At 58.8% G+C, this 14027-nt stretch carries 17 protein-coding genes and 1 riboswitch; of the genes, 14 read left to right on the top strand and 3 right to left on the bottom strand.

What is annotated here, in order from left to right; all coding sequences use genetic code 11:
- Positions 1–18: 18 nt before the first annotated feature.
- Complete coding sequence (locus PG896_RS13700; protein ID WP_161470564.1) at positions 19–921, top strand: LysR family transcriptional regulator; 903 nt, start codon at positions 19–21, stop codon at positions 919–921.
- A gap of 66 nt (positions 922–987) precedes the next feature.
- Here the strand turns inward: PG896_RS13700 and ribA are convergent, their stop codons facing one another.
- Positions 988–1581, bottom strand: a complete 594-nt coding sequence (ribA, locus tag PG896_RS13705; RefSeq protein WP_010675003.1) for a GTP cyclohydrolase II — start codon at positions 1579–1581, stop codon at positions 988–990.
- Positions 1582–1844: 263 nt separating this feature from the next.
- Between ribA and cmk the strand changes: the two genes are divergently transcribed.
- From cmk to pyrF, 6 genes are all read left to right on the top strand, one after another.
- Positions 1845–2537, top strand: coding sequence for a (d)CMP kinase (gene cmk / locus PG896_RS13710; RefSeq protein ID WP_270835808.1), 693 nt, complete (start codon positions 1845–1847; stop codon positions 2535–2537).
- 93 nt (positions 2538–2630) lie between these two features.
- On the top strand, positions 2631–4301 hold the full coding sequence (rpsA, locus tag PG896_RS13715) for a 30S ribosomal protein S1 (protein ID WP_010675001.1): 1671 nt from the start codon (positions 2631–2633) through the stop codon (positions 4299–4301).
- A gap of 92 nt (positions 4302–4393) precedes the next feature.
- Positions 4394–4678, top strand: a complete 285-nt coding sequence (ihfB, locus tag PG896_RS13720; protein WP_005299934.1) for an integration host factor subunit beta — start codon at positions 4394–4396, stop codon at positions 4676–4678.
- Between the two features lie 156 nt (positions 4679–4834).
- A complete protein-coding gene (locus tag PG896_RS13725) occupies positions 4835–5119 on the top strand; it encodes a LapA family protein (RefSeq protein ID WP_171865340.1) in 285 nt (94 codons plus the stop codon).
- A 9-nt stretch (positions 5120–5128) separates the two neighbouring features.
- Positions 5129–6295 carry a lipopolysaccharide assembly protein LapB gene (gene lapB / locus PG896_RS13730; RefSeq protein ID WP_103260269.1) on the top strand — a complete coding sequence of 389 codons (1167 nt, stop codon included), beginning with the start codon at positions 5129–5131 and terminating at the stop codon, positions 6293–6295.
- Positions 6296–6416: 121 nt separating this feature from the next.
- Positions 6417–7115 carry an orotidine-5'-phosphate decarboxylase gene (gene pyrF, locus PG896_RS13735; RefSeq protein ID WP_010674998.1) on the top strand — a complete coding sequence of 233 codons (699 nt, stop codon included), beginning with the start codon at positions 6417–6419 and terminating at the stop codon, positions 7113–7115.
- Between the two features lie 86 nt (positions 7116–7201).
- Here pyrF and rrtA read toward each other — a convergent pair whose 3' ends face one another.
- Positions 7202–7780, bottom strand: coding sequence for a rhombosortase (gene rrtA, locus PG896_RS13740; RefSeq protein WP_223937785.1), 579 nt, complete (start codon positions 7778–7780; stop codon positions 7202–7204).
- Between rrtA and PG896_RS13745 the strand changes: the two genes are divergently transcribed.
- The 5 genes from PG896_RS13745 (at position 7746) to PG896_RS13765 (ending at position 10654) form a co-directional block, all read left to right on the top strand.
- Positions 7746–8399, top strand: a complete 654-nt coding sequence (locus PG896_RS13745) for a tRNA-uridine aminocarboxypropyltransferase (RefSeq protein ID WP_171865339.1) — start codon at positions 7746–7748, stop codon at positions 8397–8399. The genes rrtA and PG896_RS13745 overlap by 35 nt on opposite strands.
- A 22-nt stretch (positions 8400–8421) precedes the next feature.
- Positions 8422–9129, top strand: a complete 708-nt coding sequence (gene queC, locus PG896_RS13750) for a 7-cyano-7-deazaguanine synthase QueC (RefSeq protein ID WP_128273342.1) — start codon at positions 8422–8424, stop codon at positions 9127–9129.
- Positions 9130–9190: 61 nt separating this feature from the next.
- Positions 9191–9862: a 7-carboxy-7-deazaguanine synthase QueE gene (gene queE / locus PG896_RS13755; RefSeq protein ID WP_010674994.1), complete on the top strand. Its 672-nt coding sequence runs from the start codon at positions 9191–9193 to the stop codon at positions 9860–9862.
- A 1-nt stretch (position 9863) separates the two neighbouring features.
- Positions 9864–10094 carry a DUF3820 family protein gene (locus tag PG896_RS13760; RefSeq protein ID WP_039038687.1) on the top strand — a complete coding sequence of 77 codons (231 nt, stop codon included), beginning with the start codon at positions 9864–9866 and terminating at the stop codon, positions 10092–10094.
- Positions 10091–10654, top strand: a complete 564-nt coding sequence (locus PG896_RS13765) for a cob(I)yrinic acid a,c-diamide adenosyltransferase (protein WP_041211547.1) — start codon at positions 10091–10093, stop codon at positions 10652–10654. The genes PG896_RS13760 and PG896_RS13765 overlap by 4 nt, the downstream gene beginning before the upstream one ends.
- Before the next feature lie 77 nt (positions 10655–10731).
- Here the strand turns inward: PG896_RS13765 and PG896_RS13770 are convergent, their stop codons facing one another.
- On the bottom strand, positions 10732–11130 hold the full coding sequence (locus tag PG896_RS13770; protein ID WP_041215041.1) for an H-NS family histone-like protein: 399 nt from the start codon (positions 11128–11130) through the stop codon (positions 10732–10734).
- 317 nt (positions 11131–11447) lie between these two features.
- Positions 11448–11619: riboswitch (Lysine riboswitch) on the top strand.
- Positions 11620–11706: 87 nt separating this feature from the next.
- On the opposite strand from PG896_RS13770, the gene PG896_RS13775 reads away from it, so the two are divergent.
- The gene (locus tag PG896_RS13775; protein WP_216944342.1) at positions 11707–13287 is read left to right on the top strand and encodes a Na+/H+ antiporter NhaC family protein; all 1581 of its coding nucleotides are present in this window, start codon (positions 11707–11709) and stop codon (positions 13285–13287) included.
- Positions 13288–13372: 85 nt separating this feature from the next.
- Complete coding sequence (locus PG896_RS13780; protein WP_010674989.1) at positions 13373–13954, top strand: thymidine kinase; 582 nt, start codon at positions 13373–13375, stop codon at positions 13952–13954.
- Positions 13955–14027: the final 73 nt, after the last annotated feature.

Below are 14027 nucleotides of genomic sequence, written 5' to 3' on the forward strand. Positions count from 1 at the left end.
CTGATAAATGAAATTGATATGGACCTGAAACAGCTTGGATACCTGCTGGCGGTGCGCGATGCCGGCTCCTTCACCAGGGCGGCCCAGGGGCTGAACGTGGCCCAGCCTGCCGTCAGCATGGCCATCGCCAAGCTGGAGCAGCAGCTCGATCTGCGGCTGTTTGACCGGCAGGACCGCAGCGTTCGCCTCACCCCGGAGGGAGAGGTCCTCTGTCGCCACGCCGAACGGCTGCTGCGCCAGATGCACCAGGCCGAGGCCGAGATGGCCGAGCTCAAGGGGCTGGAGCGGGGGGAGGTGCGCATCGGCATCCCCTACATGATGGGCTCCTATTACTTCCCGCCAATCCTGATGGCGTTCAAGCATCGCTACCCCGGCTTGAAGATCCGGGTGGAGGAGGCGGGCACCCGGGAGCTGCTCAGCCGCATGGTGGATGGCAGTCTGGATCTCGCCATCCTCATCACCAGCGATCTGCCACCGGCCCTCGAGGGGGCGCAACTGCTGCGGGAAGAGATGCTGATGGTGGTGGGGGAGGAGCACCCCCTGCGCGGCGCTGAGGTGGTCTCGCTGCCACAGTTCTTCGGCCAGGAGCTCGCCATGTTCCGGCGAGGCTTCTACCACAGGGAACACATGGAGGTGTTGGCGCAGGGGCTGGGGGTAGAGCCTGACATCGCGTTCGAAAGCAATCTCATCCCGCTGCTCAAGGCGGTGGTGCGTCAGGGATTCGCCGTGACCACCTTCCTGCGCATGGCGCTGGAAGAGGAGCCAGCCCTCATCGGCATCCCTTTTTCACCCCCCATCTTCCTGGATCTCTGCGTAGCCTGGCGACGGGGGGATCCGCTCTCCATGGCGAACCGAGCGTTGCGGGATTTTTTGCTGGCGCAAGGGGATGTGTCTAATCATTACGCTACAGATACTGAATGATTGAGTGGTATCACCAATAAAAACGCCTCCAATCTGGAGGCGTATGCTGACAAGGTGGATGCAACCTTATTTCTTGAACAGGTGATCCAGCTTGTTTGCCTTGGTGGAGAGATAAAACTCGTTGTGGGGATTGCGACCTTCCTGAAGGGGCACGCGCTCCGCCACCGGGATGCCAAAGGATTCCATCGCCTTCAACTTGCGCGGGTTGTTGGTCATCAGGCGCAGGGACTTGACCTCGAGCGCCTTGAGCATGTCGGCGCAGATGGTGTAGTCGCGCATGTCGGCGGCAAAGCCAAGCGCCACGTTGGCCTCCACGGTATCGGCCCCCTGATCCTGCAGATGATAGGCCCGGATCTTGTTGAGCAAGCCGATGCCTCGCCCTTCTTGACGGACATACAGCAGGACGCCGCGACCCGCCTTGGCGATGTTTTCCAGCGCGGCCTGCAATTGGAAGCCGCAGTCACAACGCAGACTGAACAGGGCATCCCCGGTCAGACACTCGGAATGAATGCGTCCCAGCACGGGTTCGCCGTCTGCGATATCGCCCATCACCAGCGCGGCATGATCCTTGCCCGTGCCGGTTTCCTGAAAACCAACCAGCGTGAAAGTGCCCCAGGGGGTCGGCAACTTGGATTTGGCCACGAGGGTAACGCTGCTCATATGGTTGCTCCTGACTACAGCTGCTTAAAAAAGGGCGGCCAGTTTAGCGCGCATTGTTCGGAACAACCATAAGAACAAAACCTTGCGTGAGAAGTGGGTTAACCCGATTGGTCAGAATAGGTGCAATCACGACGACTTTTGCGCAATTGTGTGCCCTGACAACTGCCAGCGACGGCGCATTCGGGTATAATCGGCGCCCATTAACCCATCCCGACAGGGATGTGTGCAACCAGTCAAGATGCCGAGTGCGCAGGAGAAACGTTATGGCTCAGATGGCCCCCGTGATGACTATTGATGGCCCAAGTGGAGCAGGAAAAGGCACCTTGTGCCAGTTGCTGGCTGAAAAACTGGGCTGGCACCTGCTCGATTCCGGTGCCATCTACCGGGTGCTCTCCCTGGCAGCCCTGCATCACGATGTGGAGCTCGATTCCGAAGCCGCATTGGTTCCCCTGGCCGCCAATCTGGATGTGCAATTCCAGGTAGAAGGGGAGCTGGTCAAGGTGATCCTCGAAGGGGAGGATGTTTCCCGCACCATTCGTACTGAAGAAGTGGGCAACGCGGCCAGCAAAATCGCGGCGTTTCCCCGGGTACGTGAAGCCCTGCTGCGCCGTCAGCGTGCATTCCGCCAAGCCCCCGGTCTCATCGCCGACGGTCGCGACATGGGTACAGTGGTTTTCCCCGAGGCGGATGTGAAGATTTTCCTCGACGCCAGCGCCGAGGAGCGGGCCCAGCGCCGCTATAAGCAGTTGCAAGATAAGGGCTTTGATGTTAACTTTGAGCGTCTTTTAACCGAGATTCGGGAACGTGACGATCGCGACAGAAATCGCGCCGTCGCTCCCCTGAAACCCGCGGAAGATGCTCTTGTTGTAGACTCAACGTCCATGACCATAGATGAAGTGCTGGCAACGGTGCTTGCCTATGCAGAGCAACAACTTGGTGATATCAGCGCAAACTGATGTCAGTCGTCTGCACCAAGGATGGCGCAGATAATTTAAAACAACCCCGCTTGTGCCGGATTGCAAGTGGATGTTTCATTTGTGACATAAACAATGATCGAATCTTTTGCTCAACTCTTTGAAGAGTCCCTGAACGCCGTTGAAACCCGTCAAGGTTCCATCGTCAAGGGCACTGTCGTTGCTATCGAGAACGGTTTCGTACTGGTTGATGCCGGTCTGAAATCCGAGTCTGCTATCCCGGCTGAAGAATTCAAGAACGCCATGGGCGAGCTGGAAATCAACGTAGGTGACTCCGTTGACGTGGCTCTGGACTCTATCGAAGATGGTTTCGGCGAAACCAAGCTGTCCCGCGAAAAAGCCAAGCGCCACGAAGCCTGGCTGCAGCTTGAAAAAGCTTACGAAGAGCAAGCTACCGTTATCGGTATCATCAACGGCAAGGTCAAGGGTGGTTTCACCGTTGAGCTGAACGGCATCCGTGCCTTCCTGCCGGGTTCTCTGGTTGACGTGCGTCCGATCCGTGACACCGCTCACCTGGAAAACAAAGAACTCGAGTTCAAAGTCATCAAGCTGGACCAGAAGCGCAACAACGTTGTTGTTTCCCGTCGTGCCGTGATCGAGACCGAGAACACCTCCGAGCGTGAAAGCCTGCTGGCCAACCTGCAAGAAGGTCAAGAAGTTAAGGGTATCGTCAAGAACCTGACCGACTACGGTGCATTCGTAGATCTGGGCGGTGTTGACGGCCTGCTGCACATCACCGACATGGCGTGGAAGCGCGTTAAGCATCCTTCCGAAATCGTCAACGTTGGCGACGAGATCGCTGTCAAGGTTCTGAAGTTCGACCGCGAGCGTACCCGTGTATCCCTGGGCCTGAAGCAGCTGGGCGAAGATCCCTGGGTTGCTATCGCCAAGCGTTACCCGGAGACCACCCGTCTGTCTGGCCGCGTGACCAACCTGACCGACTACGGCTGCTTCGTTGAAATCGAAGAAGGCGTGGAAGGCCTGGTACACGTATCCGAGATGGATTGGACCAACAAGAACATCCACCCGTCCAAGGTTGTCAACGTTGGCGACGTGGTTGACGTGATGGTTCTGGACATCGACGAAGAGCGTCGTCGTATCTCCCTGGGTCTGAAGCAGTGCAAATCCAACCCGTGGCAGCTGTTTGCCGAAACTCACGCCAAGGGCGACCGTGTTTCCGGCAAGATCAAGTCCATCACTGACTTCGGTATCTTCATCGGTCTGGATGGCGGCATCGACGGCCTGGTTCACCTGTCTGACATCTCCTGGAACAACCAGGGCGAAGAAGCCGTGCGTGAATTCAAGAAGGGCGACGAAATCGAAGCCGTTGTTCTGCAAGTGGACCCGGAGCGTGAGCGCATCTCCCTGGGCGTCAAGCAGATCGAAGAAGACCCGTTCAATAAGTATCTGTCTGACAACAAGAAAGGTGCTATTGTGAAGGGCAAGGTTACCGAGGTTGATGCCAAGGGTGCCGTGATCGAACTGGCTGACGGCGTAGAAGGCTACCTGCGTGCCTCCGACGCTGCTCGTGACCGCGTAGAAGACGCCACTCTGGTGCTGTCTGTTGGTGACGAAGTTGAAGCCAAATTCATGGGCGTTGATCGCAAGAACCGCACCGTGAGCCTGTCTGTCCGTGCCAAGGACGAGGCTGATGAGCGTGTTGCCATCGACAGCCTGAACCAACAAGAAGAAGTTGTGTTCAGCAATGCCATGATGGAAGCGTTCAAAGCCGCCAAGGGTGAGTAATCCTTGATGCAAGAAAAGGGCGGCATTGCGCCGCCCTTTTTTATCTTGGCAAAATGATAATTGCATGTGATCGGGGAAGGAGATTTAACCTTATGACCAAATCAGATCTCATCGAACAACTGGCAGCCAGCCGCATGCATATGCCGGCCAAGGATGTCGAAGCCGCAATCAAGGAGATCCTTGAGCAGATGGCATCGACCTTGCAAAACGGCGACCGGATTGAAATCCGAGGATTTGGCAGTTTCTCGCTGCACTATCGTGCGCCCCGCGTGGGTCGCAACCCCAAGACCGGGGACAAGGTTGAACTGACCGGGAAATATGTCCCGCACTTCAAACCTGGCAAAGAGTTGCGCGAACGCGTCAACATCATCGAATAATGCAGAAAACGGCATACCTGAGTATGCCTTTTTCATTTTTATGGCCTGGAGTCTGCCCGTTGTCGGGTTTCTCACACTCTTTTCCCATTCGCGCTAGAGTCTGCCTGTGATTTTAAGGATAATCAGTCACTCATTCGCTACAGACAGGGAGCTCCCATGAAGCGTATCTTGGCCCTCATTCCACTGGTGCTGGTGTTTGTCCTGACCCTTGCCATCGGTTCTCAAAATGGTCAGCTGGTGCAGTTCAACTACCTGATCGCCCAGGGGGAGTTCTCGCTCTCCATGTTGCTGGGGTTCTTCTTCGCCGGCGGTTTTCTGCTGGGCTGGCTGGTGTTTGGCCTGCTGTTCCTGCGTCTCAAACTGCAAAATCGCACCCTGAACCGAACCATGCGTCGTCAATCTCGCGAGTTGGATCTTGCCCGGTCGACAACCAAGGAATAATGTCCCTCGATGCTTGAACTGCTTTTCCTGCTGTTGCCCATCGCCGCTGGTTATGGCTGGTACATGGGCCGCAGGAGTGTTCGCCAGGACACCCAGCAACAGAGTAACCAGTTTTCCCGCCAGTACGTGGCGGGCCTCAACTATTTGCTCTCTGACGAGTCGGACAAGGCGGTGGATCTCTTTATCCAGCTGCTGGAAGTCGACAGCGAAACCATCGAAACCCACCTCTCCCTCGGCAACCTGTTCCGTCAACGGGGCGAAGTCGATCGCGCCATCAAGATCCACCAGAACCTGGTCGCCCGTCAGCTGACCCGTGAGCAGCGTCAGCTTGCCTTGCAGGAGCTGGCCCGTGACTTTCTGGCTGCCGGCTTGCTCGATCGGGCCGAAGCACTCTGGAAAGAGCTGTGTGATGACAGCGATTTCGAAGAGACGGCTCTGGCACAGCTCCTGATCATTCATCAGCAGTTGCGTGACTGGGACAATGCCATCGCCGTGGCGGTGCGTCTGCAGAAATTCCAGGGCAAGAAGCTGGCCGAGCCCATTTCCCACTTCTATTGCGAACAGGCGGAGAGTGCCTTGCGCGATGGCGACAAGCCTGCGGGGATCGCCAAGCTCAAGCGTGCGCTCGGTGCCCACCCGGCCTGTGCCCGCGCCAGCTTGCGGCTGGCCGATCTGGCGATGGAGGAGGGCAGGTTCGAGGATGCGGCCAAGGAGCTCCTGCGGGTGTTCGAGCAGGACATCGACTTTGCCTCCGAAGCCATGCCAAAACTGCTTGATTGCTATCGCCAGCTTGGTCGCAGCCAGGAGCTGATCCCGCTGCTTGAAAAAGCGGTAGAGGATCATGCGGGGGTCAGCGTGACCCTGGCGCTGGCCAATCTGGTGGAGGCCCGCGATGGGTTGAGTCAGGCCCGTGCGCTGGTGCTGCGCCAACTGCGTCGCCACCCCTCCATGAAGGGGTTTTATCAGCTGGTCGGTTTCCAGTTGGCCAGTGCCGAGGAGGGGCCTGCCAAGGAGAGCCTGGAGCTGCTGCAACAGTTGGTCGGTGAGCAGATCAAGATCAAGTCGACCCACAAGTGCCGTCAGTGCGGCTTTGCCACCCATTCGCTGTTCTGGCAATGCCCTTCCTGCCGGCAGTGGGGCACCATCAAGCCGATCCGAGGGCTGGATGGGGAGTAAACGCCAGCGAGGCCAACACGCCCGGGCGAGCACGGATACCCAAGAATTTCAGATGCCAGCGTGCAACCGGGCCCCGGCTCTGCTGCGCCTGGCTGTGGCATAACAATCCATAGGAAGTGACATGCAAGACCCCAAAGTACTGGTCGCGCTGGATTATCAGCACGAAGCCGACGCCTTTGCCTTCATTGAGCAGATCTCACCGGCCCAGTGCCGCCTCAAAGTAGGCAAGGAGATGTTTACCCTGTTTGGTCCCCAGTTCGTTCGTCAACTGGTGGCCAAGGGGTTCGACGTCTTCCTGGATCTGAAATTTCACGACATTCCCAACACCGTCGCCAAGGCGGTGGCGGCCAGTGCGGAGCTGGGCGTCTGGATGGTGAATGTCCATGCCAGCGGTGGCGAACGCATGATGCGTGCCGCCAGAGAGGCGTTGCTGCCATACGGGGACAAGGCGCCCCTGCTCATCGGGGTAACCGTGCTGACCAGCATGGAGCAGTCCGACATGGCGCCCCTGGGTCTGGATGTGACGCCGGCAGAACAGGTGATCCGCCTGGCCACCCTTGCCAAGGCGGCCGGGCTGGATGGTGTGGTCTGCTCCGCGGAAGAGGCGAGTGTGCTGAAGGGGCTGCTGGGAGCCGAATTCAAGCTGGTGACGCCGGGCATTCGTCCGAGCGGATCGGCTGCCGGTGATCAGCGCCGCGTCATGACGCCGCTGGCAGCGGTGGAGGCGGGGGCGGATTATCTGGTGATCGGCCGTCCTATCACCCAGTCCTCGGATCCCGCCGCCGTGCTTGGGGCGATCAATGCCGAGCTTTGCCGGTAACGGCGTAATGGGCGAATGAGCGCAGGCCGGATCCCAGATCCGGCCTGCTGCATTTTGGCCGTGGGCTGGCCCTGCCTATAGGGAGTTCAGGAGTGGACGGCCTGGGTGTCCAGACGAATGGGGAAGAGGCCGAGCAGCAGGCCGGCGAGTGCGCCGATGAAGTGTGACTCGATGTGCACCCTGGCACCGATCAAGGCGGAGACAGGGCTCTCGCCGGCACTGTAAAAGTCCACACCGAGCTTGATGGCGACGCCCGCCAGCATCAGCCAGCCGGAGTGACGGCGAAAGCGGATGTCCTGCATGGCACCCCATACGAACAAGCCGTGCAGCAGGCCGGAGAGTCCCATGTACCACTGGGTTTGCGGGCAGCCCCACCAGATGCCGAGTCCGACCGCCGTTCCCAGCAGCAGCAGCAGCACGGGCAGGCGCCATCCCGTCAGGTACTCCTGAAACAGGCTGTAGAGCACGGCCAGACCGCTCAGGTTGAGCAGCAGATGCCATCCATTGGTGTGTGCCAGATTGCCTGTTATGATGCGCCACCCTTCGCCCTGGGCGATCAGGTCGCGATCGAAGGCGAGCTGATGATTTGGCACGGTGAAAAAGAGCAAGGCAGTGACGAGCGAAAGCGCGATGACCCAGAGCAGACCCGATTTTCCTGACAACATGAAGCAGCCCAACGACAAAGAGAGCCGATACTGTACACGCTGTACCCGGGCCCTCAAAGCGTGCCTGTGCGATTATATTCAGCGTGTGCCGAACCTGGCTGCGCTCCATATCCTGCAACACCCTGCCGAAGTAGGTCACCCCAAGGGGACGGCTGCGTTGCTGGCGGCGTCCCTGACCGATGTACGCATTCATGTGGGGGAGGACTTTTCCGACGACGAAGGGCTCAATGCCCTGCTTGCCGACCCCGCTGTCCAGTGCTACGTGCTGTGGCCCGATGAGGAGGCCCTGACCCTGATAGAGGCAAGGGAGCATCTCCTGAGGAGTGGGCGCACCGTGCGAGCCCACTTCATCCTCCTCGATGGCACCTGGCGCAAAGCCTATCGCATGTTGCACAGCTCGCCTGCACTGCTCGGGTTGCCGCGGATCACCCTCGGCGCCATTGCCGGGCAATATTCCATTCGCAAGAAGCCCTTTGAAGAGGCACTGTCCACCCTGGAGGCGGGCTACCATCTGTTGTCCCGGTGGGAAGGAGATCCTGAGCGCTTCGCCCCGCTGATGACCCTGTTTACCCATTTGAACCGGCAGTGGCATGACTTTGCACAAGGCCGCCGCCGTTGAATTGCCCAGAGGAGTGAAAAACATGAAAAAAGCCGTCGTGGTCTTCAGTGGCGGGCAGGACAGCACCACCTGTCTGGTGCAGGCACAGGCCCGCTATGACGAAGTGCATGCCATCACCTTCGATTACGGCCAGCGCCACCGGGCGGAGATTGACACCGCCCGCCATCTGGCGACGGCGCTCGGGATCGCCGCCCACAAGGTAATGGATGTGACCATGCTCGGGGAGCTGGCCATCTCTGCGCTGACCCGGGACGACATACCGGTGAGCTTCGAGCTTCAGGAGAACGGCCTGCCCAACACCTTCGTGCCGGGACGCAACATCCTGTTCCTGACCCTGGCGGCCATCTATGCCTATCAGGTGGGCGCCGAAGCGGTGATCACCGGGGTGTGCGAGACCGACTTTTCCGGCTATCCCGATTGCCGCGACGACTTCGTCAAGGCGCTCAATCAGGCGGTCTCCCTGGGGCTGGATCGCCCCATCCGCTTCGAAACCCCCCTGATGTGGCTCGACAAGGCCGAAACCTGGGCGCTGGCGGATCATTACGGTCACCTCGATACCGTGCGTCACCAGACGCTCACTTGCTACAACGGAATCCAGGGAGATGGTTGCGGGGCCTGTCCGGCCTGCGAGCTGCGTCGCCGTGGCCTGGATCACTATCTGGCTGACAAGAGCGGCATCCGTGCCAGACTTTACGAGAAGAGCGGACTGGGCGAGAAAAGCGGATCCTGAGCCTGTGCCTAGCCCGGGTTTGGGGTATAATCCGCCCCTTTTGCAGCAAGTCGTGACCAAGATGCACTACCCAATCAACGAGATCTTCCAGACCATCCAGGGGGAGGGGGTATTTACCGGCCTGCCCGCCATCTTCGTTCGCCTTCAGGGCTGCCCGGTGGGCTGCCCCTGGTGCGATACCCGCCACACCTGGGTGGTGGACCCCGAGCGTGAGGTGGCCCCTGGCGAGGTGCTCGATCGTTCCAATGAGTCCGACGGCTGGAGCAAGATGAGCACGGAAGATATTCTGGCCAGCTTTACCCGGCTCGGTTACCGGGCCCGTCACGTGGTGTTGACCGGTGGTGAGCCCTGCCTCTACGACTTGCGCGAGCTCTCTTCGGCCCTGGTGGCATCGGGTTATCAGGTGCAGATCGAAACCAGCGGGACCAGCGAGGTGCTGACCCATGAGCAGACCTGGGTGACTGTTTCCCCCAAGATCGGCATGAAGGGTGGGTTGCCGGTGCTGGTCTCTGCCCTCGAGCGGGCCAACGAGATCAAGCACCCGGTGGCCACCGAGCACCATATCGAGGAGCTGGATGCCCTGCTGGCCACCGCCCGGCTGCGCCCCGATGTGATGATTGCGCTGCAACCCATCAGCCAGAAAGCCAGGGCCACGGAGCTGGCCATGGCAACCTGCATCGCCCGTAACTGGCGACTCTCCATCCAGACCCATAAATACCTGAATATCGATTGATATGGATGGACTCAGCGATGAGCGCATCTTGCTGACGCTGGCCAGCAAGATGCCTTACGGAAAATACAAGGGGCGGCGCATCATCGATATTCCCGAGCCCTATCTGGTATGGATGGCGCGAAGCGGTTTTCCGGCCGGTACCCTGGGCCAGTCTCTGGCACTGGCCTACGAGATAAAGCTCAATGGACTCGAGTCCATGATTATTCCCATTATTAACAGGATGTCAGAATGAGAATATATACAAGGCAAGGGGACAAGGGGCTCACGCGACTGGCCGATGGCACTTCCCTGGCCAAAGACGATAAACGTGTCGAGACCTATGGCGCCATCGACGAGCTGAATTCCCAAATAGGCTTGTTGATGGCTGAAATACCCGCCGGGGAGACGACTCTCCTGGCCGATCTCATATTGTTGCAGCAGGAGCTGTTTGATCTGGGCGGGGAGCTGGCATTTTCCAGTGAATCGCAAACGGATACGCTGTGGCAGGTGAACGAGGCTTGGACGAACAGGCTCGAGCAACAGATCGATGCCTACAGTGCCGGGTTGCCGGTGCTGCGCAATTTTATTTTGCCGAGCGGTTCGCGGGCGGCGGCCCAGGCACATGTGGTGCGTACCCTGACCCGTCGCTGCGAGCGCCTGCTGCTTGGGTTGAGCCGCGTAGAGCGGGTGAATCCGGCCGTTTTGCCCTACCTCAACCGGCTGAGCGACTGGTTTTTCACCATCGCCCGATACCTGCTGGTATCGTCGGGTACCCCGGAGATCCTCTGGGTCAAGGCGGCTGACAGAGGCTGACAATCGCTCGAAGCGGCAATAAAAAACCTCGCCTTGCGAGGTTTTTTATTGCTGTGGAAAGGGGCCTGATATTGCAGTCAGATGGCAAAGGCTTCCACGGATTTGCCTTCGGCAACGGCCTTGGCAATGACCGAGGGCATGCGGCCCTGACCGGTCCAGGTTTTTTCCACGCCATTGTCAAGATAACGATATTTGGCGGGGCGGGGCGCACGTTTGCTGACCTTGGTATTCTCGGGCACCACGGTGTTGACCAATTCGGCGGGATCGATCCCTGCGGCCTTCAGCATTTCGGCATATTCGGCAATTTTCTTTTGATGTTCTTCACGGGCCTGGCGTTCGGCGGATTCATCTTGCCGACGTTCATCGACGATGGCGGAGAGCTTTTCCAAGCCTTCTTCCAGTTGTTCCAGCGTCAAATCGCGGCAAGCTGCACGCAGGCTACGGATATTCAACAGCACTTTCAGAAATTCGTTCATATTGGCTACCACGCGAGCAAAATATTAAGGGAAGAACTGGTTTTTCGATAATTTATAGGGGTGATTGGTACCAAGTCAAGCCTGCCAAAATAATTAATTAGGCTGATAAATTAAGTCTTGAAATAGATATTAAGGATATTTTTATCCGTTTGACGGGCCAACATCTTCGAATGGACTCGTGTCAGATGAAAATATCGCCAGTGGAGTCTTTGATGAACCATTTGACTATCTTTGAAGATGTGGGTGCCTCAGAAACCTTGAAATTTAATCAAAAAACTTGCTATCACCCGGCGGCTCGATAAAATGTGCCGCGAATACCTTTAAGTAGAGGCGCGCTGCCTATGAGTAACCGAGCGGAGGGTGATGCCTGCGATGCTCGATGAAAGGAGTCGGCGCCGAAGTGACCAGGCCATCATACCGGGTTGCTGGTTCTGCATCTAATAGGTGCAGGACTGCCATAGTCATCCACTATGGAGCGCTACCTGAAGGGGCTGAGGAGTATACCCTCCCCATGGGTTTTGTTTCTTTGATCCTCTCGGTAGATCTCCACCTGTTGTCTTTAGGTGCAAAGAGATCATGGACATCGTTCATTACGCCGACTCCGGTTGGTCCGTCGTTCCCCCCCTGCTGGCCGTTGCGCTGGCGATCATCACCCGCCGCGTCCTGGTGTCGCTGGGGGTGGGCATAGTCGCAGGCAGCCTGCTGCTCAACCAGTTTTCTCCCCTTGCTTCCCTGCATTACATGCTCGATACCGTGCTCAGGATCTTCTGGGTCGACGGTGCGCTCAATCGTGACAACGTCAACATGATCCTCTTCATGTTGCTGCTGGGCGGCCTCATCAGCCTGATGAGCGTCTCCGGTGCGACTCGGGCGTTTGCCGAGTGGGCGGAGCGCCGCGCCAAGACCCGCAAGGGTGCCAAGTCCCTGACCGGTCTGATGGTGTTCGCCTTCTTCATCGACGACTTCTTCCACAGCCTGTCGGTGGGGGCCATCTGCCGTCCGGTGACCGATCGCTTCCAGATCTCCCGCGCCAAGCTGGCTTATCTGCTGGACTCCACCGCCGCGCCGGTTTGCGTGCTGATGCCGATCTCCTCCTGGGGGGCCTACATCATCGCCCTCGTCGGCGGCATCATGGCGGCTCATGGTCTGACCGACCAGAGCCCCATCTCCGCCTTCGTCGAAATGATCCCCATGAACCTCTATGCGGTGTTCACCCTGATCATGGTGCTGGTGGTGATCGCCTTCCAGCTCGACATCGGCCCCATGCGCCAGCATGAGCAGTGGGCACTGGAGGGCAAGCTGTGGGACGAGTCCAAGGGGCGCCCCATCGGGCTCGACATGGAGAGCCCGGAGGAGAGCAATGGCGGCATGATTGACATGGTGCTGCCCATCCTGACCCTGACCCTGGCCACCGTCTATTTCATGATTGACTCCGGGGCTGCGGTGCTGGCCGACAAGGAGCTGCCGTTCAGCGTGCTCGGCTCCTTCGAGAACACCAATGTCGGCTCCTCCCTGGTCTATGGCGCCCTGTGCAGCCTGGTGGTCTCCATCGGTTTGGCCATGCGCCTCAAGCTCGGTGCAAGCAACTGGATGAAGGCGGCTCCGCAGGGGATCATGGCCATGCTGCCCGCCATCAACATCCTGCTGTTCGCCTGGACCATCGGCGCCGTGGTGCGCGATGTGGAAACCGGTAAATACCTGGCCTCCCTGGCCAATGGCAATCTGCCGGTGGAAGTGTTGCCCGCCGTGGTCTTCGTGCTCTCCTGCGCCATGGCGTTTGCCACCGGCACCAGCTGGGGCACCTTCGGCATCATGCTGCCGCTGGCCGGCGACATGGCGGCCGCCAGCGACATCAGTCTGATGCTGCCCATGCTGGCCGCCGTATTGGCAGGGTCCGTGTTCGGGGATCACAGCTCCCCCATCTCCAGCACCAGCATCCTGTCTGCCACCGGGGCCGGTTGCCATCACATCGATCACGTGATGACCCAGCTGCCCTATGCCTTGGCCATCGCCTTTGGCGCTGCGCTCGGCTACCTGGTGATGGGGCTGATGCACTCCGCGCTGGCCGGTTTCACCGTGAGCGGGCTCTGGTTCCTGATCTTCTCCGGTTACCATTTGCGCAAAGCCCGGGCGTATAGCGCCGTGGCAGTCGCATAAGAGAACAAGGGGCCTGCGGGCCCCTTGGTTTTGGCAGGGGCTTTGGTTAGCATGCGCCCCATCACTCCCGTTTCGGAACCCCATCATGGCTTCACTGCACTACAAATTTGCCACCATGAACTCAGGCAAATCGACCCAGCTCATCCAGGCCCACTTCAACTATCTGGAGCGTGGCATGTATCCGCTGGCCATGACGCCCGCCATCGACGATCGCTTCGGTGCCGGCGTCATCAGTGCCAGGGTCGGTCTTGAGCTGAAAGTGGAGGTGTTCAGCGACAGCTGCGATCTCTTCGAGATGGTCAAGGCGCGCCACGCAAAGCGGCACATCGATGTCTTCATCGTTGACGAGGCGCAGTTCCTGACCCGTGAGCAGGTCTACCAGCTCGCCCGCATCGTCGACGAGCAGGACATTCCGGTGATTGCCTATGGTCTCAAGACCGATTTTCGCGGCGAACTGTTCCCCGGCTCCTACCACCTGCTCTGTCTGGCGGACAAGTTCGAGGAGCTCAAAAGCATCTGCTGGTGCGGCAACAAGGCCCACATGAACTCGCGGGTCAACGAGGCGGGGCAGGTGATGCGCGACGGTGAGCAGGTGGAGATCGGCGGCAACGATCGCTATGTGTCGCTCTGCCGCAAGCACTATCTGGAAGGACGGGCCTTCAAGTAATACCAATCGGATTAAACATTAGGTCAGTTTTATCCAATCTCGGCTACAAAGTGACATCACCCGCTCCACATCG

Source organism: Aeromonas sp. QDB30, assembly GCF_027707645.1.
Classification (GTDB): Bacteria; Pseudomonadota; Gammaproteobacteria; order Enterobacterales; family Aeromonadaceae; genus Aeromonas; species Aeromonas caviae.

Excerpts from the sequence above, each read along its gene's own strand:
- PG896_RS13700 (WP_161470564.1), top strand. The coding sequence starts at position 19 with ATGGACCTGAAACAGCTTGGATACCTGCTGGCGGTGCGCGATGCCGGC.
- ribA (WP_010675003.1), bottom strand. The coding sequence starts at position 1,581 with ATGAGCAGCGTTACCCTCGTGGCCAAATCCAAGTTGCCGACCCCCTGG.
- cmk (WP_270835808.1), top strand. The coding sequence starts at position 1,845 with ATGGCTCAGATGGCCCCCGTGATGACTATTGATGGCCCAAGTGGAGCA.
- rpsA (WP_010675001.1), top strand. The coding sequence starts at position 2,631 with ATGATCGAATCTTTTGCTCAACTCTTTGAAGAGTCCCTGAACGCCGTT.
- ihfB (WP_005299934.1), top strand. The coding sequence starts at position 4,394 with ATGACCAAATCAGATCTCATCGAACAACTGGCAGCCAGCCGCATGCAT.
- PG896_RS13725 (WP_171865340.1), top strand. The coding sequence starts at position 4,835 with ATGAAGCGTATCTTGGCCCTCATTCCACTGGTGCTGGTGTTTGTCCTG.
- lapB (WP_103260269.1), top strand. The coding sequence starts at position 5,129 with ATGCTTGAACTGCTTTTCCTGCTGTTGCCCATCGCCGCTGGTTATGGC.
- pyrF (WP_010674998.1), top strand. The coding sequence starts at position 6,417 with ATGCAAGACCCCAAAGTACTGGTCGCGCTGGATTATCAGCACGAAGCC.
- PG896_RS13745 (WP_171865339.1), top strand. The coding sequence starts at position 7,746 with ATGACCCAGAGCAGACCCGATTTTCCTGACAACATGAAGCAGCCCAAC.
- rrtA (WP_223937785.1), bottom strand. The coding sequence starts at position 7,780 with ATGTTGTCAGGAAAATCGGGTCTGCTCTGGGTCATCGCGCTTTCGCTC.
- queC (WP_128273342.1), top strand. The coding sequence starts at position 8,422 with ATGAAAAAAGCCGTCGTGGTCTTCAGTGGCGGGCAGGACAGCACCACC.
- queE (WP_010674994.1), top strand. The coding sequence starts at position 9,191 with ATGCACTACCCAATCAACGAGATCTTCCAGACCATCCAGGGGGAGGGG.
- PG896_RS13760 (WP_039038687.1), top strand. The coding sequence starts at position 9,864 with ATGGATGGACTCAGCGATGAGCGCATCTTGCTGACGCTGGCCAGCAAG.
- PG896_RS13765 (WP_041211547.1), top strand. The coding sequence starts at position 10,091 with ATGAGAATATATACAAGGCAAGGGGACAAGGGGCTCACGCGACTGGCC.
- PG896_RS13770 (WP_041215041.1), bottom strand. The coding sequence starts at position 11,130 with ATGAACGAATTTCTGAAAGTGCTGTTGAATATCCGTAGCCTGCGTGCA.
- PG896_RS13775 (WP_216944342.1), top strand. The coding sequence starts at position 11,707 with ATGGACATCGTTCATTACGCCGACTCCGGTTGGTCCGTCGTTCCCCCC.
- PG896_RS13780 (WP_010674989.1), top strand. The coding sequence starts at position 13,373 with ATGGCTTCACTGCACTACAAATTTGCCACCATGAACTCAGGCAAATCG.